This window comes from Agrobacterium sp. ES01, from assembly GCF_050320885.1.
Lineage (GTDB): Bacteria > Pseudomonadota > Alphaproteobacteria > Rhizobiales > Rhizobiaceae > Allorhizobium.
On record NZ_JBNQTH010000004.1, the window covers coordinates 470,697 to 492,372 of the forward strand.

A 21,676-nucleotide genomic window follows, 5' to 3' on the forward strand; every position below is an offset into this window, starting at 1 on the left:
AGCGGATTTTGTGGTCTTGAACCCGCCGACCAAGCGGCTCGACCGCTATTATTTTGTCCGGGATCAAAAGACCGGACCGCTCGCCGAAAATCCAGGGATATTTGCCAGATGGCCCGCTCAGCTCTTCTTAACGTTATGGTTCAGGCCGCCCTCAAGGCCGGCAAGTCACTCGCACGCGATTTTGGCGAGGTGCAGAACCTGCAGGTTTCCGTCAAGGGACCAAGCGATTTCGTCTCTCAGGCCGATCTGCGTGCCGAACGTATTGTCATGGAAGAATTGCTGAAGGCTCGTCCGACCTATGGTTTCCTCGGTGAGGAGAGCGAAGAGATCCAGGGGACCGATGGCGCGCATCGCTGGATCGTCGATCCGCTGGATGGCACCACCAACTTCCTGCACGGCATTCCCATGTTTGCGGTTTCCATTGCGCTTGAACGCAATGGCGAACTGGTCGCTGGCGTGATCTTCAATCCGGCAACCGATGAACTCTACACCGCCGAGCGTGGCGGTGGGGCCTTCCTCAATGACCGTCGCATTCGTGTGGCAGCCCGCAAGGTTTTGTCAGACTGTGTCGTCGGTTGCGGCGTTCCGCATCTGGGGCGCGGCCATCACGGCAAGTTCTTGGTCGAGCTTCGCCATGTCATGGGCGAAGTCGCGGGCATGCGTCGCATGGGTGCGGCGGCTCTCGATCTGGCCTATGTTGCAGCCGGCCGCCTGGACGGTTTCTGGGAAACCGGCCTGTCGCCATGGGATATGGCAGCCGGCATTCTGTTGATTCGTGAAGCGGGCGGTTTTGCCAGCGATATGAACGGCGGCAGCGATATGTTCACCAGCGGTAATGTGCTCGCAGGCAATGAATATATCCAGAAAGCCCTGATGGAAGTGCTGCATCGGCCTGTTCCCAAGGCCTGAGCAGCAAATCTGTACGAAGCTTCGGTGAGCCCGGCTTACCTCTTCAAATCTTCGCAATTTTCCACTAGCCTCCGTGTCGCGCATACCGGAGGTTAAGGACAATATGGCGAAAGTGAAGCTCGCGGACCTGGAAGTAGCTGGGGAGGAAAGCGGCGGATACGGATACAAGCTTTCAAGCCCGATCCCTTTTTTCTCGACGATGCTGATCTTTTTGATCATTGTCGGATTTATTACAGCCATTCTTTACCGGCAGGCGCATGCCGCCTTCGTCACCAATCCGGGCCTTAACGGCCTGATTCTGGGTGTGCTGGTTGTCGGTATCATTCTTGTTTTCAATCACGTGCTGGCGCTCATTCCCGAGGTACGGTGGTTCAATTCGTTCCGTGCTGCCGGCAGTGCTGAAAAGGTCGGTCGCGATCCGAAACTGCTGGCGCCGATGCGTTCGCTGATCGGAAATCGCAACACCGTCAACATTTCAACGGCCGCATTGCGCTCCATTCTCGATTCGATTGCAACACGTCTGGATGAATCGCGCGACACATCGCGCTATCTGATCGGGCTTCTGGTGTTTCTCGGTCTGCTCGGCACCTTCTGGGGCCTGCTTGGCACCATCGGTTCGATCAGCACGGTCATCCAGTCGCTCAATCCAGCCTCCAATGACAACAGCGACGTTTTGCAGGCGCTCAAGAACGGCCTCAGCGGCCCGTTGAGCGGCATGGGAACGGCATTCTCGTCCTCGCTCCTCGGTCTGTCGGGATCGCTGATCCTGGGCTTCCTCGACCTGCAGGCGGGCAGGGCGCAGAACCGTTTCTATACCGAGCTGGAAAACTGGCTGTCGTCGGTAACGGATGTCGGTTCGGAGATCGGCTCGACGAATGGCGGCGGCATCAGTTCTGCCGACCTGCAGACGCTTCTGGACAAGATGTCTGCAATGGCGGATCAGTCCGGCGGCGCTGGCTCCAGGTCTTCTCCCTCGATGGCGGGGCTTGCCGAAGGCATTCAGGGACTGGTCAAGAACATGCGCAATGAACAGCAGATGCTGCGCGACTGGATCGAAGCCCAGCAGGAAGATGCGCGCGCGATGCGCAAGACGCTGGATCGCCTGAACGACAAGCTGAATGACAAGGCGATGGACAAACTGGTCGAGAAGCCGGCGGATAGGCCAGCTGAAAAACCCGTCAGGAAGCCAGCTGGAGATGCCAAATAATGGCACTTTCGCGAAATCGCCGCCGCGACAGGAGTGTTGACTACTGGCCAGGCTTCGTGGATGCGCTGTCCACACTTTTGCTGGCCATCATGTTCCTGCTCATCGTGTTCGTGCTCGGGCAGTTCATCCTCAGTCGGGAAATCAGCGGCAAGGATGAAGTGCTCAATCGGCTGAACAGCCAGATTGCGGAACTGACGCAGCTTCTGGCACTGGAAAAGAGCGGCAAGCAGGATCTGGAAGACAATCTGGCCAACCTGCAAAGCTCGCTCGCTTCGTCTGAAAGCGAGCGGACGCGCTTGCAGCAATTGCTGGCATCGGGCGCCGGATCCGCCGATGCAGCCAATGCCCGCGTGGGTGCGCTGACCGATCAACTGGAAGCGGAGCAGCAGGTGAGTGCACGGGCGATGAGCCAGATCGATCTGCTGAACCAGCAGATCGCGGCTCTGCGCGCGCAGATCGCGGCCGTCGAAGATGCCCTGCAGGCGTCGGAGGCCAAGGACAAGTCTTCGCAGACCAAAATTGCGGATCTTGGCCGCCGGCTGAATGTCGCGCTTGCGCAGCGCGTGCAGGAACTGAACCGCTACAGGTCCGATTTCTTTGGACGCCTGCGCGAAATTTTGTCCGACCGGCAGAATATCCGCATCGTCGGTGATCGGTTCGTATTCCAGTCCGAAGTTCTGTTTTCCTCCGGTGCCAGCGACATCAATCCTGCAGGCCAGCAGGAAATGGCAAAACTTGCCAGTGCCCTGCTGGACGTGGCCAAGGAAATTCCGCCTGAAATCAATTGGGTCCTGCGTGTCGATGGCCACACTGACAATGTCCCGCTATCCGGCACCGGCCGTTATGCCGACAACTGGGAGCTTTCGGCCGCGCGCGCCATCGCGGTCGTCAAGTATCTGATCTCGCAGGGCGTGCCAGCCAATCGTCTGGTTGCTGCGGGATTTGGAGAGTTCCAGCCAATCGTGGCGGGCGACACGCCTGAAGCGCGCGATCAGAACCGACGCATCGAACTCAAGTTGACCGAGCGCTGATCCGGTAAGCTGCAATCACATGCCGTTTCTCTTCCGCGCTAAAGCAGCGGTTGAGAGTTGCGGAATGACGTCCTGTGCACACACCCTGTCATTGCGCCGGGGTGAGGAAATCCCGGGCACCGGTTTCGAATTGGAGGCGGGCCAGCTTTTCGTAAAGGCCGCCTTGCTGAATGAGGCTTTGATGCGTGCCTTCTTCGGCGATACGGCCATTTTCCAGGACCAGAATTCGATCAGCCTTGAGAATCGTTGCAAGACGGTGGGCGATGACGATGGTTGTGCGGTCGGTCATCAACTCGTCGAGCGCCTTTTGCACCAGGGTTTCGCTTTCAGCGTCCAGAGCCGAGGTCGCTTCATCGAGGAGCAGGACGGGGGCGTCTTTCAGGATTGCGCGGGCGATGGCGATGCGCTGGCGCTGACCGCCTGAGAGCGTGACACCACGTTCCCCGGCCTGGGTCTCATAGCCCTCAGGCAAGCGGTCGATGAATTCATCGGCGCGGGCGGCCTTTGCGGCGCGTTGCACCGCTTCGCGGCTGGCATGCGGCATGCTGAAGGCGATGTTGTCGTGAATGGAGGCTGCGAAAATGGTGGTATCCTGAGGGACGATGGCAAGGCGTTCGCGCACCGACAGGGGATCGGTATCGCGAATGTCGATACCGTCAAGGCGGACTGCGCCCGATACCGGATCGTAAAAGCGCAGCATGAGTGAAAAAATCGTGCTCTTGCCGGCTCCCGACGGTCCGACGATGGCCACGGTTTCACCGGGCGCGATCTTGAAGGAGAGGCCGTTCAGCGCGGACCTCGTGGGGGCAGACGGGTAGGAAAAGCGAATATTGTCGAACTCGACCTCGCCGCGGGCCGGCGCGGGCAGGGCGACTGGCTTATCCGGGGCACGGATGGCGGGGACTTCCTGCAGGAGTTCGCTCAGGCGCTCCGCGGCACCGCCGGCCTGTGCCAGTTCACCCCAGACTTCGGAGAGAGCGCCAAGGCCGCCTGCGGCAATCACGGAATAGAGCAGGAACTGGCCAAGCGTTCCCGCGGTCATGGTGCCGGACAGAACACTCTGTGCGCCGACCCAGAGGATGGCGACAACGCTTCCGAAGACGAGGGTGATGGCCACGCCTGTCAGCAGTGCACGGGAGCGTATGGCGGCGCGCGCGGCATTGTAGGCGGTCTCCACTGCGCCGCCGTAACGGGCTGCGGCGACTTTCTCGCCATTGAAGGCCTGGATCGTACGGGTGGCGGCAATCGTCTCGCTGGCGAAGGCAGAAGCATCGGCCAGCATGTCCTGTGCAATGCGCGAGCGCTGGCGGACCTTGCGACCGAAGGCGATGATCGGAAACAGGATGAGGGGAATTGCAACCAGAACCAGGACGGCAAGGCGCGGGCTGGTATAGATCATCATGCCGATGGCGCCGAGACAGAGGATGGAATTGCGCAGCGCCAGCGAGGCCGTGGCGCCGACCGCCGATTTGATCTGGGTTGTGTCTGCGGTCAACCGCGAGACAATTTCGCCCGACTGATTGACGTCAAAGAACTCCGGCGACAGCGAGGCGACATGGGAGAAGACATCCTGACGCAGATCCGAGACAATTCGCTCGCCGATGCTGATGACAAAGTAGTAGCGCATGGCGCTGGCGATGGCCAAAATGATGGCGATGACGATCAGCATGGCGAAATAGGCGTTGATGAAGGCGCTGTCGGCTGCGTTGAAGCCGTGATCGACCATGCGGCGTATGGCAAGCGGCAGCGTCAGAGTGGCGGCGGCTGCCAGAACCAGAAAGAAAAGCGCGCCGCCGACCATGCCGCGATAGCGCATGATGAAGGGTATCAGATGCGAGAGTGGCTTGAGAGAGCGCTTTTTTGTGGTTTCTTTGCCATCTTGTTCGCTCACTTCAATACCTCTGTTCATATCGGCCGCGCTTGTCGTTCATCGGCTCTTGTTATCCTCGCGACCTTCATGTATAGGCACCGCATCGAATTGGGAAGCCGTGGCCTGATCGGACTGCGGCTTCATTTATTGAATAAGGTCCCGTGACGCAATTGCGTCAAATGGACCCTGGCAAGATCAGGAAGATCGTTATGAAGGCTGATATCCATCCCGACTACCACAAGATCAAAGTGGTCATGACCGACGGCACCGAGTACGAAACATTTTCGACTTGGGGCGCTGAAGGCGGCGTCATGAACCTCGAAATCGACCCGACCTCGCATCCGGCATGGACCGGCGGCAACCAGCAGATGCTGGACCGTGGTGGTCGCGTGTCGAAGTTCAACAAGCGCTTCGGCGGCCTCGGCCTCTGATATCGCCTGTCGATACGGTTTACGAAAAAAGAGCCCGGTTCGCCGGGCTTTTTTTATGGCTGACCGTCCGGGGTTTCAGGTTGCCGATAAACGTTCGGCGATCTCGTCAAGCGCCATATCATAGGTCCTGGCCAGCGTTTTGGCGAAGCTTTCAAGCTTGTCAATGTTGTCCCGCGTCGCATCGTCCAGCGCGTCGCTAACACCTGTGAGTGGCGCATCTATCCGAAAATAATGCAGGTCCGCCCGGTTGTCCTTGGTGACCGTGGTGCCTCCAAGCCGAAAACCGCCCTGATCGCCGTTCAGCAGTTTGTTGAGCTGGTAGGAGGCGGTGCTGGCCTGTCCCTGCATGAGGACCGAAATGAGCGGCGTGTTGTTGAAGGGGTTTATCCAGCCGGCAGCGCCCCAGTTCCTGGCTTCCTGATAGGGGATCGGCCGGTTGGCCGAGCCGGTGCCGATGGACAGAATCACCATCTTGTTGCCATTGTCGCGCCAACCGAGCTTGCTGCCCTCCACATAGGCTGCAATGCCTGGATCATTGGCAAAGACGCCGCCATCGATCATGGCGATCAGGCGGTCCGCGCTGCTTTTTGGAACCGAAAGGTCCTCAACCAGAGCCGGCTCGAAATATGTGGGCGCTGCCGATGAACCGCGCACGGCCTGCCAGAAGCGGAAGCGCTCGTTTTTCTTGTCGGCATTGGTCATGAACACCGCAGAACGGTTCTTGATATCATAGCCGGTTATCAGGACGGTGCTGAGCGCATGGCCGATCTCGGTGTTCTTGCCAAGCATTTCGATCAGGATGTTCTCCAGCGGGCGCGCGTCATAGCGCTCTTCGACAATCCCACCGAGATTGGCGAGCTTGCGAAAGATCGATGTGTCGAAGATCTCCTTTCCCCTGTTGCGGTAAACCTCAACCAGCGTATCGGGATCTGCAGCACTTTCCTCCGGTTTTCCAGGCTTGGGGCAGGTGAGGCCGGCGCTAATGATCGCGCCGGTCGATGTGCCGGCAATCATGTGGAAGTAGCGGTGAAGCGGTAGTTTCTTGTTCTTGTCAGCAAGCTTCTGTTGCAAGACACGGAGAATGACGGCTGGAATGATTCCGCGTATGCCGCCGCCGTCGATCGACAGAATGAACTTCGTCATGGTTCCCTCCCTCTGATGGAGAGAAGATAACACACTCAATAATTGTGGATAAATAACTTTTCGCGCGAAAACAGTGCCAAAATGGCGAAAGCCCGGCTTGCGAATCAGCAGGCCGGGCTTTCGAAAAACAATTATCCTAGGCGATCAGATGCCACTGAAAGCGGTTCGCAGCAGATCAAGCTGGGCCTGAACTCGGTTCTCGGTATTGGCCGCCACCAGGTCATCCGAAGGACGATAGATTTCGCGGTCGAGAAGGGCGATGCGGTTTTGCAGGCGCAGCGAGCGTTCGACAAGATCGCGGAAGCCTTCTGGAAGATCGTTCCAACCGGGAGCCGAGCGGTCGACGTTGAAGCCGTCGAGGCGCACCTTGCTCTTTTCGGAAATGACCTGATCCCGGCTCATTTCGCCATTGTTTACAGCGCGTTGCAGCAACAGCCACGAGGCCATCTGCATCAAACGGGTTGTCAGGCGCATCGATTCAGCAGCGTATAGAACGGAAGCCATGCGGGGCAGAACTTTCGCAGCTGCACGACCGGGGCCGTCCAGGTAAGCTGCGGTTTCTTCCACCAGGCCCATACCTTCAGCGTAGGTCGCCTTGAACTGGGATGATGCGGCGGCGTGGCCGGCAAAATTGATCGTGTTCATTCCAAGTTCCGACATCGAGATTGATTCCCTGTTCTACGCAAAACTTAATACATTAACGGACGATGATATGTCCGGGTTCCATTCGTTGATAAATACGATGATATCAATACCTGAAATGCGCAAGCCGATTCTTAAGAAAGGGTTAATTCCCACAATTTCATGTAAGCATTGTGGCGACGAAAAAAAGAGCCGCAAAAGCGGCTCTCAAGGTAAAACAGGGAGAAAAATCAGACCAATTCGCCAGAAGGTGAAACTGCCTGAGTCCAGAAAGATCCGGACATGCACATCATGGTTTTAAACAGTTAACGGCAAGTTAACGAAGTCCTTAAAAGACGCGATAAACAGGCGATATGGCTGATTCCCAAGTAATATTTATGTATCAATTAGGAACGAAACAGACTTTCAGCTGCGCTGCGGCCTGCCTGCTTTCGCACATACTCTGCTTCCAGTCTCTGGATTTCCTCTTGCAATAGAGAAATCCGGATCTGCAACTCATCTGCCGAGATCATGGAGAGGTCGCAGCCCAGTTCGTGGGCTGCCGGCTTCTTGGGCCGTTCTTCATCCATAAATGCCATAGTGTCCTCCCGATGCTATTCCGCTGCCTGTTTGGCAGGATCCTGCTTCGGCATAGAGCGCGGGTCAAGCTGGAGGCTTTCTGGCGTGCTGTATTGAGTGCCATTCGTCATCGCAGGGCGGAGTTCGCGATCTTCCACGGGGATCGCTGCGCGGACGCGGCTTCTGAAGATGGCATAGGCAGCCAAGGATATATGGGCAACAGCCGTCACCGCAAACAGCATATAGGGTCCCAGTATCGTCATCACGGGACCGCCAACCGTCGGGCCAATGATTGTACCAATACCGAACAAGAGCAGCAGGCCACCGGATACTTTAACGAATTCGTCCGAGGAGGCGAAGTCGTTGGCGTGGGCAACCGCGATCGGATAGAGCGCGTTTGCAGCTGTTCCGTATAGGGCCACCAACACAATCATCATGATGACATTGGACGGCTCGATGGCGACAATCAGCAGGGCGGCGACTGCCGATACGGTGGCGAGCGCTGCCAGCACATAACGACGGTCGGTCATATCCGAGACCTTGCCGGCCGGCATTTGTGCCAGTGCACCCATGGCAATGGTGATGCCGAGCATGATGGCGATCTGAGCCGGTGTCAGGCCCGCCCGTGAGGCGAATACCGCGCCAAGCGTGCCATAGGCGCCATTGGCGATGCCGATGAGCAGGATGCCGACGCAAGAGACGGGCGAATTGCGATAGAGACTACGAAGGTCGAGCTTCACGGATTTGAGCGGCTGCGGGGAGGCTGCATTCGACAGCGTGGTCGGCAGCATGGCGAAGCAGTAGAGAATGCCGCAGATCATGAAGAGGATCGTTGTCGACGGATTGCCCAATCCGACCAGCATCTGGCCGCCGACGACGCCAACGAGCGTCACGGTCGTATAAAATGAGAAAATGGTGCCGCGGCTTTCATTGGTCGCGCGCTCGTTCAGCCAGCTCTCAATGATCATCGTCGTACCGGCGGTGCAGAAGCCGGTCAGTGCGCGCAATAGAACCCAGGAATACTCGTCGATCAGGACACCCGTTGTCAGGGCGATGATGGCGATCATGGCGATGAAGCAGGAGAATGCCCTGACATGGCCTATGCGGCGAACAAGTTTTGGCGCAAAGAAACAGCCCGCAACGAAGCCCGATGCCCAGGATGTACCGAGAAGACCGAGGACTTCGTTGGAATAGCCCTCAAGCGAACCGCGAACGGGGAGCAGAAGGCTGTGAAGACCGTTGCCCAGAAACAGGAACAAGACGCCTGACAGAAGGGCGAGAACAGGTAGAAGATTTCGTTTCATGAAGGATTTTTTCGTCTATTCGATGTGGGAAGAAGTGACGGAGGCTACCGGTGAAACGTCTATGCGCATGTTTTGTTGCAGTGCGATTGTTGCACTATAGGATCGATTTGGCGAATCTTTTGCGGGGTTCATTTTGACCCGGGACTGTATCCGGTCTACGGGAAAGGCCAAGAGCGAAGGACATTCATGACCAAAGTAATAGGCCTGTTTCTTATCCTTGCCATGGCCGTGCAGATTATAAAACCGCTCGGGTTTCCCGGGCTTAGACGGCGAAGCGACTTCTGGAAAATCGCGTTGATCGCCTTTTTGATCTGGTCACTGACACTGCTGCTGCGGCCCTGATGCCTTCACACTTCAATCGTCCCGGACATCACGTACACGCTGTTGCCGGAGATGCGCACATCGCGATCTCCGTCTTCGCGCTTGCGAACAGATAGTCGGATTTCGCTCGGTCGTCCCATTTCCACACCCTGTTCGATCAGAATGTCCATGCACTCTTTTCCGGGCTCGCGAAGCGTTGAGAGGAAGGCGGCAAGCGCAGCCGAGGCGCTTCCGGTCGCGGGATCTTCGCTCACGTTGTCGAGCGGTGCAAACATGCGGGCGCGTAAATGGCTGTCGCCCTTTAGTCTCGTGTAGAGGAAAAGGGCGAAATCGCTTTCTTCATGAGGATAGCGCTGTACGCCCTCCAGAAAGACCGATTTTACCGGCTGTGCCCTGCCGAGTGCATCCAGATCGGTCACCTCGGCCACCACAAATTTAAGACCCACAGAGAGGAAGAGGGGCGCATGATTGCTCAAGTCGATGTCGCCGACCGCCAATGATGCGCAGCGCGCAACAAGATCGACATCAACGCTGCTGCCGAGGGAAAGCTGTCTTGGCGCACGAATGCTGCTGCTCAACCTGCCGCCTTCACGGACAAGGTCGATCTCCACCAGTCCGGCAGCCTCCTCGAAGATCAGTCGTTCGCCGGGAGGCTTGCCGAAGATGTCCTTCTGATGGCCGAGGACGAATGAAGTTCCGACATTGGGGTGACCTGCAAAGGGGACTTCCGTCACTGGCGTAAAAATGCGTATTTGAGCGGAATGCGCTGGGTTTTCCGGTGGCAAGACGAAGGTGGTTTCCGCATAGCCGAATTCCGCTGCGATTGCCTGCATCGCCTTGCTGGTCAAACCACGGGCATCGGTGATGACCGCCAGCGGATTGCCGCCGAAGCGCTTGGTGGTGAAGACATCGACAGTTGTGAAGGGATAATGCGGCATCGGCTCTTTCCTGGGATCAGGCTTTCCACGCTACAATGAAAAAAGCCCCGTTCGAACGGGGCTTTTTGTCATCACAACAATAAATCCGGACCGGACTGGTGCGTTCAGGCAGCCTTTTCCAGTTCCTTCTTCCAGTTCCCCTTGGCAGCCAGGCTGTTCATGTGGGCGCGGTGGTTAAAGGCGCGCTGTCCAGCGGCGACGTTTTCCGTCTTGCCGCCCCAGGCTTTCAGTGCATCTTCCTGCAGAGCACGGCCATAGGAATAGGTCAGCGCCCAGGGAAGATCATAGCCGGAATTCATGGCGGAGAGATGCGCCGTCGCTTCTTCCGAGCTCTGGCCGCCGGAGAGGAAGGCAATGCCGGGTACGGCAGAGGGGACGTTGCGCTTCAGCAGCTTTACCGTCATTTCGGCAACCTGATCGACAGATGCCTTGCGGGCATTTTTGCCGTCGATGACCATGTTGGGCTTCAGGATCATCCCTTCGAGCATGACACGTGCATCAAAAAGATCGGCAAAGACCGTCTGCAACACCTTTTCGGTGACTTCGTAGCAGGTCTCGATGGAGTGGGTGCCGGGCTTGCCGTCCATCAGGACTTCCGGTTCGACGATCGGCACGATGCCGGCTTCCTGGCAGAGCGCCGCATAGCGGGCCAGTGCCTGGGAGTTCGCCTTGATCGATCCCCAGGTCGGAAGGCCTTCGGAGATGGTGATCACGCCGCGCCATTTGGCAAAGCGGGCGCCGGCCTTGTAATAGTCGCCAAGACGCTCGCGCAGACCGTCGAGGCCTTCCGTGATGGTCTCTCCGGGAAAGGCTGCCATGGGCTTTGCGCCGGTATCGACCTTGATGCCGGGGACCGCGCCGGCTGCCTTGATGAGATCGACGAAGGGAGTGCCGTCGGCTGCCTTTTGAAACAGCGTCTCTTCAAACATGATGACGCCTGAGATGCACTTCTTCATCGCTTCGTCCGTACGAAACAGCATCTCGCGATAGTCGCGACGCGAGGTTTCGGTGGATTCAAGGTCGATGCTGTCGAAACGTTTCTTAATCGTCGAGGTGGACTCGTCTGCGGCCAGCAATCCCTTGCCGTCGGCCATCATCTTTTCGGCAATGTCTTCGAGACGTTCACTCATAGCTTTCTCCACATCCAAGATACAAGCGCGATACCAGAAGTTTAGCGGCAGGAAAATGGCGGGCTAAGTTATTGAAACGATTGAAATCGTTTCAATCGTTTGAAAGTCTACAAGTATTTTTCAAGCTTGGTGTGAGGCAGGCCGAAAACATGTCCAACCCGCCTCAAAACCCTGTCAGCCGTGGAGGACGGCGACGCCTGGAAGTTCCTTGCCTTCCATCCATTCGAGGAAGGCACCACCGGCAGTCGAGACATAGGTAAAGTCGTCTGCGACGCCTGCATGGTTGAGTGCAGAGACAGTGTCACCGCCGCCGGCGACGGACACCAGATTACCGGCCCTTGTCTGTTCTGCTGCGTGTTTGGCGGCTGAGACCGTTGCCCTGTCGAAGGGGGAAATCTCGAATGCGCCGAGCGGACCGTTCCAGACGAGTGTTGCTGCCTTGGAGATCCATTCGTTGACGGCGTCTACCGATTTCGGTCCGACATCCAGCATCATGGCGTCGGCCGGGATGGCGTGAATGTCGACGATTTCATTGTCGGCGTCTGCCTTGAACTCGCGCGCGACAACGCCGTCCAGCGGCAGAACAATGGCGCAGCCGGATTTCTCGGCTTCGGCCATGATTGCCTTTGCGGTGTCTGCCAGATCGTGTTCGCAGAGCGACTTGCCGACATCAATGCCCTGTGCGGCGATAAAGGTATTGGCCATGCCGCCACCGATCACGAGCGCATCGACCCGCGTGACGAGGTTTTGCAGCAGGTCGATCTTGGTTGAAACCTTGGCGCCGCCGACAATGGCCACAACCGGATGCTCAGGTTTGCCGAGGCCCTTTTCCAGGGCTTCAAGCTCAGCCTGCATGGTGCGCCCTGCATAGGCTGGCAAATGATGCGCAAGCCCCTCGGTCGAGGCGTGGGCACGGTGGGCTGCGGAGAAGGCGTCATTCACATAGAGGTCGCCATTTTCTGCCAGACGGGCTGTGAATTCAGGCGTGTTCTTTTCTTCGCCCTTGTGGAAGCGGGTGTTTTCCAGCAGCAGGATATCGCCATTGCCCATTTTCGCGATGGCCTCAGTGGCGGGAGCGCCAATGCAATCGCTGGCGAAGGCGACGTGCTGGTCGAGCACTTCCTCGACGGCTGGCGCAACCAGTTTCAACGACATATCGGCGACGACTTCACCCTTCGGGCGGCCGAAATGAGCAAGCAGGATGACCTTTGCGCCCTTGTTCGACAGTTCCTGAATGGTGGGGGCCACGCGCTCTATGCGGGTTGCATCGGTCACCTTTCCGTCTTTCATCGGAACATTGAGGTCCACACGGACGAGCACGCGCTTGCCCGCGATGTCGGAGAGGTCGTCAAGTGTCTTGAAAGCCGGCATGAAAATACCCGTCGTTATGATGGTTGCTCTGTATTGGTCGAAACGGGGCGGACCTTACACCGCTCATATTCCGGTGCAAGGCAATCAGGAGGATTTTTCGTCCGGCACATCCCTATGACGGCGGGCGCGGTAGCGGCGTACTGCGTCACGAAAACTGTGTACCAGTTCGCGCATGTTGAGGAATATCGGCACGTTGGTCGACCGGGTCACGGCCTCGAGCGATATGCCGACGGAGGCGACATGGCCATTTTCATCGGTATCGCGCACGATGAGGATCACATTGCCAACGCGCAGCCGATCCGCATATTCCGGGCGTCCGCCAAGCTTGGCTTCAAAGAACTCCCCGACAGTCTTGCCCTTGTCGCCTTCGCTGATCAGGCCCGGTCCATAGGCTGCTTCAAGCTCCTCGACAGGTCTTGCCGGCGAGATTGCAAACATGCCGAAAAACTCGTTGTCGTCCGCGTTGAGGTTTGCCTTTTCGGCAAACAGACGGTCGAGCAGATGGGAATAGCCGGGGGCGACGAACAGATAGACCTGGTCGTTTTCGCGCAGCCGACCGGCATATTGGTAGCGCATGGACTTGCCGTCGCGAATGACAAGCGAGGGCATGGACCAGCGCGGAATGCGGCCACCACTCAAGATCGGGCTGTTGGGCGCAACGCGGTAGGAGATCAGTTCGTGATTGGCGGCACCTGGAAGGTCGAGCTCGTATTTCTCCACCGCGCCCATGCGCGGCGGGATGATGAGGCGCAGGGCCTTGGCCAGTGGCTTGATGGTCCAGCCCTGGATCGCCAGTGACATCATCACCACAATGAAGGTGATGTTGAAGTATAGTTGGCCATTTTCGAGGCCGCCGAGGATGGGCAGGATCGCAAGTAGGATTGAGACCGCGCCGCGCAGGCCCACCCAGGCTATGAAGGTCGTTTCCTTCTGGGTGAAGTCGTAAGGCAAAAGGCAGAGCCAGACGGCAAGAGGGCGAGCGATGAAGACGAGGAACAGGGCCAGCAGCACTGCGGGCAAGAGGATCACGGTGAATTGTGACGGCGTTGCCAGAAGCCCCAGAATGAGGAACATGACGATCTGTGCAAGCCAGGTCATGCCATCCTGAAATCGCGAGATCGACGAGTTTGCGGGGATCTTCTTGTTGCCGGTGAAAATGCCCGCGACATAGACCGCCAGGAAGCCACTGCCGCCGACTGCACCGGTGTATGAGAACACTGCGAGCGAGAGTGCCAGCACGATGATCGGCAGCAGACCGCGCTCTATGCGCAGGTGACGGACGATGAAAACGATAATGTAGCCGCCGATCAGCCCCAGCAGCAGGCCCATGCCCATCTGCTGGATGAACAGCTTTACCAGGCCGAAGTTCAAGTCTGCTTCAGCCCCGCCTTCAGACAGAAGCGACACGATGGCAATCGTCAGGAAGATCGCCATAGGGTCGTTGGTGCCGGATTCCACCTCCAGCGTGGATCGCACTTTCTCACGAATATGAATGCCGCCGATACGCAGCAGAAAGAACACAGCCGCCGCATCGGTGGACGAGACGATGGCACCCAGCAGCATGCCTTCGAGTAGCGAGAAGCCAATCAGATAGCTTGCCAACAGGCCAAAAAGGCCAGTCGTCAAAAGGACCCCGACACTCGACATGGTGATTGCCGGGAAGGCTGCAATCCTGAAGGACTGCAGCGAGGTTCTGAACCCGGAATCGAACAGGATGACGGAGAGAGCGATGGAGCCGACCGCATAGGCCGTCTCGTTGCTGGAAAAATCAATGCCCAGCCCATCCACCCCGGCCAGAAGGCCGATCAGCAGGAAAAGAAGCAGCAAAGGTGCGCCAAAACGAAAGGCGAGCAGGCTTGAAAAGGCGGCAAGCAGGATCAGCGCGGTCAACACAAGTGTGATGAGATAAAATGCGTCCAATCCGGTAACCTCTGCAGTATGGGGTGGAAGTGCTCCGCCTCTCCCGAACAGGGGGCGCGAGTCACATCAAGGCGGGTAAGTGTCGTTTCCGTACCCTTAGACGTCAAGCTTGGCAGTGTTGAGGCAGCTGTCAACAATACGTTATTTCCAACGCATTTTTTCAATGCCTGCCGCTATCGGACTTGGTCCGGCGTGTCGTTCCGGTTCTCCCCTGTCTTGAGACGATAAAAAGGCGGCGCGAAGTTTTCCGCGCCGCCTTCCGATCTTTTTAAGATACCGACCTTTTCAGGCCAGAAACAATTAGATGAGCTTGCTCATGGCGACAGCTGTGTCGGCCATGCGGTTGGAAAAGCCCCACTCGTTGTCATACCAGGACAGGATGCGCACGAAGTTGCCGTCCAGCACCTTGGTCTGGGCGGAGGCGAAGCTCGACGAGTGAGCGTCATGGTTGAAGTCGACGGACACCAGCGGCTCGTCGGAATAGGCCAGGATGCCCTTCAACTCGCCTTCGGCAGCGGTCTTGATGGCAGCATTGACTTCTTCGGCGGTGACATTGCGCGATGGCACGAACTTCAGGTCAACGACCGAGACGTTCGGCGTTGGCACGCGAATCGAGGAACCGTCGAGCTTGCCCTTCAGTTCCGGCAGCACGAGACCGACAGCCTTGGCGGCGCCAGTCGATGTCGGGATCATGGAGAGCGCTGCGGCGCGGGCTCGGTAGAGATCCTTGTGCATCGTATCCAGCGTTGGCTGGTCACCCGTGTAGGAATGAATGGTCGTCATGTAGCCTTTTTCGATGCCGAATGCCTTGTGCAAGACATAGGCGACCGGTGCCAGGCAGTTGGTGGTGCAAGACGCGTTGGAGACAACGAGGTCGTCCTTGGTCAGCGACTGGTGGTTTACGCCGAACACGATGGTCTTGTCGGCGCCATCAGACGGAGCCGAGACGAGAACACGCTTGGAACCGTTGGAAAGATGCAGCGATGCCTTTTCCTTGGAGGTGAAGATGCCTGTGCATTCCATCGCGATATCGACGTCGGCCCATGGCAGGTCCTTGGGGTCGCGGATCGCCGTTACCTTGATCGGCTTGCCGCCGTCGATGACGATGCTTTCGCCTTCGACCTTGACCGTGGCCGGGAACTTGCCGTGGACACTGTCATGACGCAGCAGGTGAGCATTGGTCTCGACCGGGCCGAGGTCGTTGATGGCCACGACTTCGATGTCGGTACGACCCGACTCGATGATGGCGCGCAGGACGTTACGGCCGATACGGCCAAAACCGTTGATGGCAACTTTTACAGTCATTGCAGTGTCTCCCGGAATAGACGGATACTTGTTTATGAATAAGGGCCGCAAGGACATCAGTCCTTGCGGCAGATCAACAATCAAGCCAGCTTGGCTTGAGCTGCTTCGACAGCAGCCTCGGCGGTGATGCCGAAATGCTTGTAGAGTTCCTTGGCGGGGCCAGAGGCGCCGAAGGACTTCATGCCGATGAAGATGCCATCGCGACCGATGATCTGATCCCAGCCTTCGCGCACAGCCGCTTCGATGCCGATATTGACCGGTGCGGTGCCGATGATGGCTTCCTGATACTTCTTGGACTGTTCAAAGAACAGTTCGAAGCTTGGTACCGAGACGACACGGGCAGCGATGCCCTTTTGCGACAGCATTTCCTGCGCCTTGACCGCGATTTCCACTTCCGATCCGGAGGCGAAGATCGAGACCTTGGCATCGCTTGCCGATACAAGCTCGTAGGCGCCGTAGGAGCAAAGGTTCTTTTCTTCGTAGACCTTGCGTACCGGTGTCAGGTTCTGGCGGGTGAGCGCCAGGCCCGAGGGACGGTCATGCTGCTTCAGCGCCAGCTGCCAGCACTCGGCCGTTTCGGTTTCGTCGGCCGGACGGAACATCACCAGCCCCGGAATGGCGCGCAGCGATGCCATCTGCTCAACCGGTTCGTGGGTCGGGCCATCTTCGCCAACGCCGATGGAGTCATGAGTCCAGACATGGATGACACGAATACCCATCAGGGCCGCCAGACGAACGGATGGACGGCAGTAATCGGAGAAGATCAGGAAGCCACCGGCGTAAGGAATGAGGCCGCCGTGAAGGGCGACGCCGTTCATGGCCGCCGCCATGGCGTGTTCGCGAATGCCCCAATGCATATAGCGACCGGAGAAATCCGTCGGGGTGATCGAGTCCATCTGGCTTGTCTTGGTGTTGTTGGACGGTGTCAGGTCGGCAGAACCACCCAGCGTTTCCGCCAGAAGACCGTTGACGAGTTCGAGAACATTCTCCGACGCCTTGCGGGTTGCAACAGTCGGATTGTCTTCGGCAATCTTCTTCTTGAGCGTGTCGATGGCGGTATCGAAACCGCCGGGCAGATCACCGGCAAAGCGGCGCTGGAATTCTGCCTTGGTCTCCGAAGGTGTGGCGGCCAGGCGCTCTTCCCACTCCTTGTGGGCCTTGGTCGAGCGAAGGCCCGCCAGACGCCAGGCGTCGAGAACGTCAGCTGGAACGACGAAGGCTTCTGCGTCCCAGTCCAGCGCCTTGCGGGCGGCTGTAATTTCGTCTGCGCCCAGCGGTGAACCATGCACCTTGTGCGTGCCGGCCTTGTTGGGTGCGCCAAAACCGATCGTGGTCTTGGCAGCAATGAATGTCGGGCGGTCGGACTTCTGAGCAGTTTCGATCGCGGATGCGATCTCGTCCTGATCGTGGCCGTCGATTTCGATGGTGTTCCAGTTTGCCGCTTTGAAACGGGCGATCTGGTTGGTCGAATCGGAAAGGCTGACAGCGCCATCGATGGTGATGGAGTTGTTGTCCCAGATGAGCACCAGCTTGTTGAGCTTCAGGTGACCGGCGAGCGTGATCGCTTCGTGGCTGATGCCTTCCATAAGGCAGCCGTCACCGCAGATCGCATAGGTATAATGGTTCTGCAGGTCGCTACCGAATTCGGCTTCGAGCTTGCGCTCGGCAATGGCCATGCCGACAGCATTGCCGATACCCTGGCCCAGAGGGCCTGTGGTGGTTTCGATGCCGGATGCGTGGCCGTATTCGGGGTGTCCGGCTGTCTTGGAGCCGAGCTGACGGAACTGCTTGATGTCCTCGATCGTCATATCCTCATAACCCGTAAGGTAGAGGAGAGAATAGAGAAGCATGGAGCCATGGCCTGCCGACAGCACGAAACGGTCGCGGTCTGGCCAGTTGGGCGCCTTGGGGTCAAATTTCAGGTATCGAGTAAAGAGAACCGTCGCGATGTCTGCACACCCCATTGGCATGCCCGGGTGGCCAGAATTGGCCTTTTCCACTGCATCCATTGAGAGGAAACGGATCGCATTCGCCATCCTTTGGTATTTTTCAGGAGAAATCATGGCTTTTCCGCTTGTTTCTGATCGTAGAATGGCGGCCCCAACCGTGGACCGTCTAAGGCGGCTGATCCATAGCAGGTAGGGCAGCCAAGTCAATAAAAGGGCGCGTCGCGGCGCTGTGCCGGTTCGATATGATGCACCTCCTGTTAGAGGTAGGTTAGATTATGGAAATGTGAATACCGCCGCCTGAATTTGTCGTTTGCCACTTTCCGGCCTCCGTCCACAGATAACACACCCGAATGGACCTCTGGTTTTGTTGACGCACGCGGTTGGCCACAGCTACTCTTATATACCACCACACCATCATTACGGGTCGATTCGGTGACCTTTTTCACGAGGGCCGGGCTAACGAATGCCGACACAGAGCAAGGTTGACGCGGCGCTTGGCGCCTTGGCACAGGCCATTTCAGGTCTGGAAAACGCAATAGATATGCGCGCTGAGATCCGCCGTGAAAACGGTGAGGCCGAAGGCGAGATCAAACGTGTGCATGTCGATCGCGCCCGGCTTGCCCAGGAACTGGATCAATCCGAGTTTCGGGCCAACCGACTGGAAGAGGTCAATCGCGAGGTTTCGCGGCGACTGGTGACCGCGATGGAAACAATCCGGGCGGTTCTCGACAAGTAAATCGGCCGTGCGGCGGCGGAATGCGGATGGAAGAATGGCGCAAGTTACAGTCACGATCGATGAAAAAGCCTATCGAATGGCTTGCGAGGAGGGCCAGGAAGATCACCTGATCTCTCTGGCAACCGATTTCGATCGCTATGTCGGCCATCTGAAAAGCCAGTTTGGCGAGATTGGCGATCTGCGCATTACCGTCATGGCCGGCATCATGGTCATGGACGAGCTGTCTGAAGTCACCAGAAAGGTTTCAGGGCTTGAAACGGAACTGGCAAGCTTGCGCAGCGGTCAGGACGGCGCTGCCGAAGAATATGCGCGCAAGGAAGAGGCGCTGACACAAGCGGTAACAGAACTCACCGCACGACTGAACAGCCTGACGCGCAAGCTTAACGGTCAGGCAAGTGTCGACAAGGCGGAAACGGTGGAAAGCTGACGCCCGCTCTCGGCGCGAATTTATTATCGCGCTCAGTGGGGCCGCCTCTGGTATGCGGCTTCGAATAAGCCTATATCGGTTATGCGGTCTGCGCCTCTCGACAGGAAAAACAATCCCTGGGGCCATACTCGATCCATTGGGAGCTGTCCCTGATCAGGCCCGTGGGCTTGGTTACACGGCGCCCACCTACTTTGTAGGCACCCAGGATCGTAAAACTCCATCGGTTGCGTGGATCGTACTTCCCTTGTTTTTTGCATCGACCTGGCAGGCCGGTGCCGCGCGTCGCGACAGGCCGCTGCATTCCGGCGCCGTCGCCATAATAGCTTGGCTCGCTCTTCGGATGAGAATTTTCAGTCTGTCGGGCTTGTGCTCGAAGACCCATAACAAAGGCCCCATATCGTGGATACGGGGCCTTTGTTATGAGAGGTTCAAATGGTGGTTTACGGGATCAGAATTCTTCCCAGTCGGCTGCAGCGCTACCGCCGGAACTCTTGGCGGGGGTGAAAGCCTTGGCGAGGCTGTTGACCATGTTGCGCGCCGGAGAGGATTTCGGCTTTGCATTGACCGGAGCTGCGACCGGACCGCGTGCAGCCGGGGCAGAGCGGTAGACAGGGGCCGGTGCCGGGCGAGAAGGTGCGAAGCCCGCGCTCGGTGCGGTCGTTCCGCCCGTCGTGGAGAACTGATTGACCAGTGTCGCAAGCGCTGTTGCGCTGTCGGCCAGACGGTGGGTCACGGCTGTTGTCTCTTCAACCATGGCTGCGTTCTTCTGGGTGAACTGATCCATCTGATTGACCGCGGTGTTGACTTCCTGCAGGCCGGTTGCCTGTTCGCGGGCAGCGCGGGCGATGGAGCCGATATGGTCGTTGATGCTGGCCACCTGCTGGGAGATTGTGCCAAGGGCTTCGCCGGTGGCGCGCACAAGCGAGACGCCGCCTGACACTTCCTCACCGGATTTGGTGATGAGCGCCTTGATGTCCTTGGCCGCGTTGGCAGAGCGTTGAGCCAGTTCGCGAACTTCCTGGGCGACGACTGCAAATCCCTTGCCGGCTTCGCCAGCGCGGGCAGCTTCGACACCGGCATTCAGGGCCAGAAGGTTGGTCTGAAACGCGATTTCGTCGATCACGTTGATAATCTTGGAAATCTCGTTGGAGGCGTTTTCGATGCGGCCCATGGCCTCGACGGCGTCGGATACCACCTTGCTCGAGTTTTCGGTGCTCTTGCGGGCAGCCTGCGCCATTTCAGAGGCTTCTTCGGCACGTTCGGACGAACTCTTCACGGTAGACGTGATTTCGTCGAGCGCTGCGGATGTTTCCTCAAGAGATGCAGCCTGCTGTTCTGTGCGCTTGGAAAGATCCTCGGTTGCAGAGCGCATTTCCGACGCATTGGCCTGAATGCCGCTGCTTTCCTGATTGAGCTGGGCCAGTGTGTCGTTGAGCTTTTCGACCGAGTTGTTGAAGTCGATGCGCAGCTTTTCGAGACCGCCGCTGAAAGGATCATTGATGCGGACGGTCAAATCGCCTTCGCTCAGACGGTTAAGACCGTTTGCCAGCACAGAAACAGCTGCCTCCGTGCGGCTTGCTTCTTCAGCCTTTTCGGCCTCACGGTCGCGTGCAGCCTGTTCGTTTTCGTCACGGCTGGTGGCGGCCTGTTCTTCAAGCTGCTTCTTTTGCAGCGTGTTTTCATGCAGGACCGACAGGGCACGCGCCAGCGCACCGATTTCGTTGCGGTAGTCCTGATGCGGAATTTCGATGTCGAGACGGCCATCCGCCAGCTTGCTGGCAACACCGGTCAGCTTCGGCAATGGGCCCATGACCTTGCGGGCGACGAAGGTCATGATCCCGGCAGCGACGATCAGCGTGATCAGCGCGGTCACCCCGATGACCAGGGCCATCTGGTGGGCAACACTGTCGATTTCGGCTGCGCCGACACCGGCGTAGAGAATGCCGATGACCTTGCCGGCCGGCGAGAAGATGGGCTCATATACTGTATAATAAGGTGTGCCCAGAATGACGGCCTGACCGCGGAATGTCTTGCCCTGCGTCAGGACCGGGTAAACGGCACCCGTCTGGCCGAGCGGCGTGCCGACGGCGCGTTTTCCGTCCGGCTTGACGATGTTGGTGGTGCGGCGCCAGAAATCCTTGCTCTCTTCGTCCCAACCGAAGATCGTGGCGGTCTGACCGGTCATACGGCCAACCGTGTCGATCATGTCGTGGTTTTCGAAGGATGCCGGAATGCTTTCGGCAACGATCTTCTCCACATTGCCGTCCTGACCCCAGGTCACCTTGGTGCCCGGCAGGTCGCGTTCGGCGATCGTCGCGGCTGTGCGCAAGCTGGCATTCTGCCCGTCAATCGCCTGCTGGGCAATGCGGTCGTCGATGCTGCCTGAAATGGCGATCGCGACCGCGCCAAGTGCGGCCATCAAAATGATGATTGCGGTGGCCGTAATGGTGCTGACCAGTCCGAAGCGGGAGAAAACCCTCATCT

The 21,676-nt window shown here is 58.0% G+C and carries 19 protein-coding genes and 1 other RNA gene; 8 read left to right on the plus strand and 12 right to left on the minus strand.

Annotated elements, in window-relative coordinates:
- Window positions 1-108 precede the first annotated feature (108 nt).
- The 3 genes from ACQQ2Q_RS15080 to ACQQ2Q_RS15090 all read left to right on the plus strand — a co-directional run bounded on the left by ACQQ2Q_RS15080 (window position 109) and on the right by ACQQ2Q_RS15090 (window position 3,147).
- Complete coding sequence (locus ACQQ2Q_RS15080) at window positions 109-909, plus strand: inositol monophosphatase family protein (RefSeq protein WP_428187913.1); 801 nt, start codon at window positions 109-111, stop codon at window positions 907-909.
- Between the two features lie 103 nt (window positions 910-1,012).
- Window positions 1,013-2,116 carry a flagellar motor protein MotA gene (locus ACQQ2Q_RS15085; protein ID WP_428187914.1) on the plus strand — a complete coding sequence of 368 codons (1,104 nt, stop codon included), beginning with the start codon at window positions 1,013-1,015 and terminating at the stop codon, window positions 2,114-2,116.
- Window positions 2,116-3,147, plus strand: a complete 1,032-nt coding sequence (locus ACQQ2Q_RS15090) for a peptidoglycan -binding protein (RefSeq protein ID WP_428187915.1) — start codon at window positions 2,116-2,118, stop codon at window positions 3,145-3,147. Before ACQQ2Q_RS15085 ends, ACQQ2Q_RS15090 begins: the two co-directional genes overlap by 1 nt.
- An 88-nt stretch (window positions 3,148-3,235) precedes the next feature.
- Here ACQQ2Q_RS15090 and ACQQ2Q_RS15095 read toward each other — a convergent pair whose 3' ends face one another.
- The gene (locus ACQQ2Q_RS15095) at window positions 3,236-5,038 is read right to left on the minus strand and encodes an ABC transporter transmembrane domain-containing protein (RefSeq protein ID WP_428187916.1); all 1,803 of its coding nucleotides are present in this window, start codon (window positions 5,036-5,038) and stop codon (window positions 3,236-3,238) included.
- Window positions 5,039-5,226: 188 nt separating this feature from the next.
- Between ACQQ2Q_RS15095 and rpmE the strand changes: the two genes are divergently transcribed.
- A complete protein-coding gene (gene rpmE, locus ACQQ2Q_RS15100; protein WP_428187917.1) occupies window positions 5,227-5,448 on the plus strand; it encodes a 50S ribosomal protein L31 in 222 nt (73 codons plus the stop codon).
- A 75-nt stretch (window positions 5,449-5,523) separates the two neighbouring features.
- Here rpmE and ACQQ2Q_RS15105 read toward each other — a convergent pair whose 3' ends face one another.
- The 4 genes from ACQQ2Q_RS15105 to ACQQ2Q_RS15120 form a co-directional block, all read right to left on the minus strand.
- Window positions 5,524-6,591 carry a patatin-like phospholipase family protein gene (locus tag ACQQ2Q_RS15105; protein ID WP_428187918.1) on the minus strand — a complete coding sequence of 356 codons (1,068 nt, stop codon included), beginning with the start codon at window positions 6,589-6,591 and terminating at the stop codon, window positions 5,524-5,526.
- Window positions 6,592-6,735: 144 nt separating this feature from the next.
- The gene (locus ACQQ2Q_RS15110; RefSeq protein WP_428187919.1) at window positions 6,736-7,251 is read right to left on the minus strand and encodes a DUF1465 family protein; all 516 of its coding nucleotides are present in this window, start codon (window positions 7,249-7,251) and stop codon (window positions 6,736-6,738) included.
- Window positions 7,252-7,619: 368 nt separating this feature from the next.
- On the minus strand, window positions 7,620-7,811 hold the full coding sequence (locus ACQQ2Q_RS15115) for a DUF1192 domain-containing protein (RefSeq protein ID WP_428187920.1): 192 nt from the start codon (window positions 7,809-7,811) through the stop codon (window positions 7,620-7,622).
- Between the two features lie 15 nt (window positions 7,812-7,826).
- Window positions 7,827-9,095, minus strand: a complete 1,269-nt coding sequence (locus tag ACQQ2Q_RS15120; protein WP_428187921.1) for an MFS transporter — start codon at window positions 9,093-9,095, stop codon at window positions 7,827-7,829.
- Between the two features lie 186 nt (window positions 9,096-9,281).
- Here ACQQ2Q_RS15120 and ACQQ2Q_RS15125 point away from each other — a divergent pair, with 186 nt between their 5' ends.
- A complete protein-coding gene (locus ACQQ2Q_RS15125; RefSeq protein WP_428187922.1) occupies window positions 9,282-9,437 on the plus strand; it encodes a hypothetical protein in 156 nt (51 codons plus the stop codon).
- Between the two features lie 5 nt (window positions 9,438-9,442).
- Here ACQQ2Q_RS15125 and ACQQ2Q_RS15130 read toward each other — a convergent pair whose 3' ends face one another.
- From ACQQ2Q_RS15130 to tkt, 6 genes are all read right to left on the minus strand, one after another.
- Entirely contained in the window at window positions 9,443-10,354 is a 912-nt protein-coding gene (locus ACQQ2Q_RS15130) for a PhzF family phenazine biosynthesis protein (RefSeq protein ID WP_428187923.1), read from the minus strand.
- Window positions 10,355-10,458: 104 nt separating this feature from the next.
- Complete coding sequence (locus tag ACQQ2Q_RS15135; protein WP_428187924.1) at window positions 10,459-11,484, minus strand: class I fructose-bisphosphate aldolase; 1,026 nt, start codon at window positions 11,482-11,484, stop codon at window positions 10,459-10,461.
- A 174-nt stretch (window positions 11,485-11,658) separates the two neighbouring features.
- Window positions 11,659-12,855 (minus strand): phosphoglycerate kinase, encoded by a 1,197-nt coding sequence (locus ACQQ2Q_RS15140; protein ID WP_428187925.1) that lies wholly within the window; start codon window positions 12,853-12,855, stop codon window positions 11,659-11,661.
- An 84-nt stretch (window positions 12,856-12,939) separates the two neighbouring features.
- A complete protein-coding gene (locus ACQQ2Q_RS15145; protein ID WP_428187926.1) occupies window positions 12,940-14,775 on the minus strand; it encodes a potassium/proton antiporter in 1,836 nt (611 codons plus the stop codon).
- Window positions 14,776-15,075: 300 nt separating this feature from the next.
- Window positions 15,076-16,080, minus strand: a complete 1,005-nt coding sequence (gene gap, locus ACQQ2Q_RS15150; protein WP_428187927.1) for a type I glyceraldehyde-3-phosphate dehydrogenase — start codon at window positions 16,078-16,080, stop codon at window positions 15,076-15,078.
- 80 nt (window positions 16,081-16,160) lie between these two features.
- A complete protein-coding gene (tkt, locus tag ACQQ2Q_RS15155; RefSeq protein WP_428187928.1) occupies window positions 16,161-18,143 on the minus strand; it encodes a transketolase in 1,983 nt (660 codons plus the stop codon).
- A 349-nt stretch (window positions 18,144-18,492) separates the two neighbouring features.
- On the opposite strand from tkt, the gene ACQQ2Q_RS15160 reads away from it, so the two are divergent.
- The 3 genes from ACQQ2Q_RS15160 to ssrS all read left to right on the plus strand — a co-directional run bounded on the left by ACQQ2Q_RS15160 (window position 18,493) and on the right by ssrS (window position 19,431).
- The gene (locus tag ACQQ2Q_RS15160; RefSeq protein WP_428187929.1) at window positions 18,493-18,765 is read left to right on the plus strand and encodes a DUF4164 domain-containing protein; all 273 of its coding nucleotides are present in this window, start codon (window positions 18,493-18,495) and stop codon (window positions 18,763-18,765) included.
- A 34-nt stretch (window positions 18,766-18,799) separates the two neighbouring features.
- Window positions 18,800-19,192 carry a cell division protein ZapA gene (locus tag ACQQ2Q_RS15165; RefSeq protein WP_428187930.1) on the plus strand — a complete coding sequence of 131 codons (393 nt, stop codon included), beginning with the start codon at window positions 18,800-18,802 and terminating at the stop codon, window positions 19,190-19,192.
- Between the two features lie 82 nt (window positions 19,193-19,274).
- Window positions 19,275-19,431, plus strand: a non-coding RNA gene (gene ssrS, locus ACQQ2Q_RS15170) — 6S RNA.
- A gap of 209 nt (window positions 19,432-19,640) precedes the next feature.
- Here ssrS and ACQQ2Q_RS15175 read toward each other — a convergent pair.
- On the minus strand, window positions 19,641-21,674 hold the full coding sequence (locus ACQQ2Q_RS15175; RefSeq protein WP_428187931.1) for a methyl-accepting chemotaxis protein: 2,034 nt from the start codon (window positions 21,672-21,674) through the stop codon (window positions 19,641-19,643).
- Window positions 21,675-21,676: the final 2 nt, after the last annotated feature.

Excerpts from the sequence above, each read along its gene's own strand:
- ACQQ2Q_RS15120 (WP_428187921.1), bottom strand. The coding sequence starts at position 9,095 with ATGAAACGAAATCTTCTACCTGTTCTCGCCCTTCTGTCAGGCGTCTTG.
- gap (WP_428187927.1), bottom strand. The coding sequence starts at position 16,080 with ATGACTGTAAAAGTTGCCATCAACGGTTTTGGCCGTATCGGCCGTAAC.
- ACQQ2Q_RS15130 (WP_428187923.1), bottom strand. The coding sequence starts at position 10,354 with ATGCCGCATTATCCCTTCACAACTGTCGATGTCTTCACCACCAAGCGC.
- ACQQ2Q_RS15105 (WP_428187918.1), bottom strand. The coding sequence starts at position 6,591 with ATGACGAAGTTCATTCTGTCGATCGACGGCGGCGGCATACGCGGAATC.
- ACQQ2Q_RS15160 (WP_428187929.1), top strand. The coding sequence starts at position 18,493 with ATGCCGACACAGAGCAAGGTTGACGCGGCGCTTGGCGCCTTGGCACAG.
- ACQQ2Q_RS15135 (WP_428187924.1), bottom strand. The coding sequence starts at position 11,484 with ATGAGTGAACGTCTCGAAGACATTGCCGAAAAGATGATGGCCGACGGC.
- ACQQ2Q_RS15090 (WP_428187915.1), top strand. The coding sequence starts at position 2,116 with ATGGCACTTTCGCGAAATCGCCGCCGCGACAGGAGTGTTGACTACTGG.
- ACQQ2Q_RS15125 (WP_428187922.1), top strand. The coding sequence starts at position 9,282 with ATGACCAAAGTAATAGGCCTGTTTCTTATCCTTGCCATGGCCGTGCAG.
- ACQQ2Q_RS15085 (WP_428187914.1), top strand. The coding sequence starts at position 1,013 with ATGGCGAAAGTGAAGCTCGCGGACCTGGAAGTAGCTGGGGAGGAAAGC.
- ACQQ2Q_RS15175 (WP_428187931.1), bottom strand. The coding sequence starts at position 21,674 with ATGAGGGTTTTCTCCCGCTTCGGACTGGTCAGCACCATTACGGCCACC.
- ACQQ2Q_RS15140 (WP_428187925.1), bottom strand. The coding sequence starts at position 12,855 with ATGCCGGCTTTCAAGACACTTGACGACCTCTCCGACATCGCGGGCAAG.
- tkt (WP_428187928.1), bottom strand. The coding sequence starts at position 18,143 with ATGATTTCTCCTGAAAAATACCAAAGGATGGCGAATGCGATCCGTTTC.
- ACQQ2Q_RS15080 (WP_428187913.1), top strand. The coding sequence starts at position 109 with ATGGCCCGCTCAGCTCTTCTTAACGTTATGGTTCAGGCCGCCCTCAAG.
- rpmE (WP_428187917.1), top strand. The coding sequence starts at position 5,227 with ATGAAGGCTGATATCCATCCCGACTACCACAAGATCAAAGTGGTCATG.
- ACQQ2Q_RS15165 (WP_428187930.1), top strand. The coding sequence starts at position 18,800 with ATGGCGCAAGTTACAGTCACGATCGATGAAAAAGCCTATCGAATGGCT.
- ACQQ2Q_RS15115 (WP_428187920.1), bottom strand. The coding sequence starts at position 7,811 with ATGGCATTTATGGATGAAGAACGGCCCAAGAAGCCGGCAGCCCACGAA.
- ACQQ2Q_RS15110 (WP_428187919.1), bottom strand. The coding sequence starts at position 7,251 with ATGTCGGAACTTGGAATGAACACGATCAATTTTGCCGGCCACGCCGCC.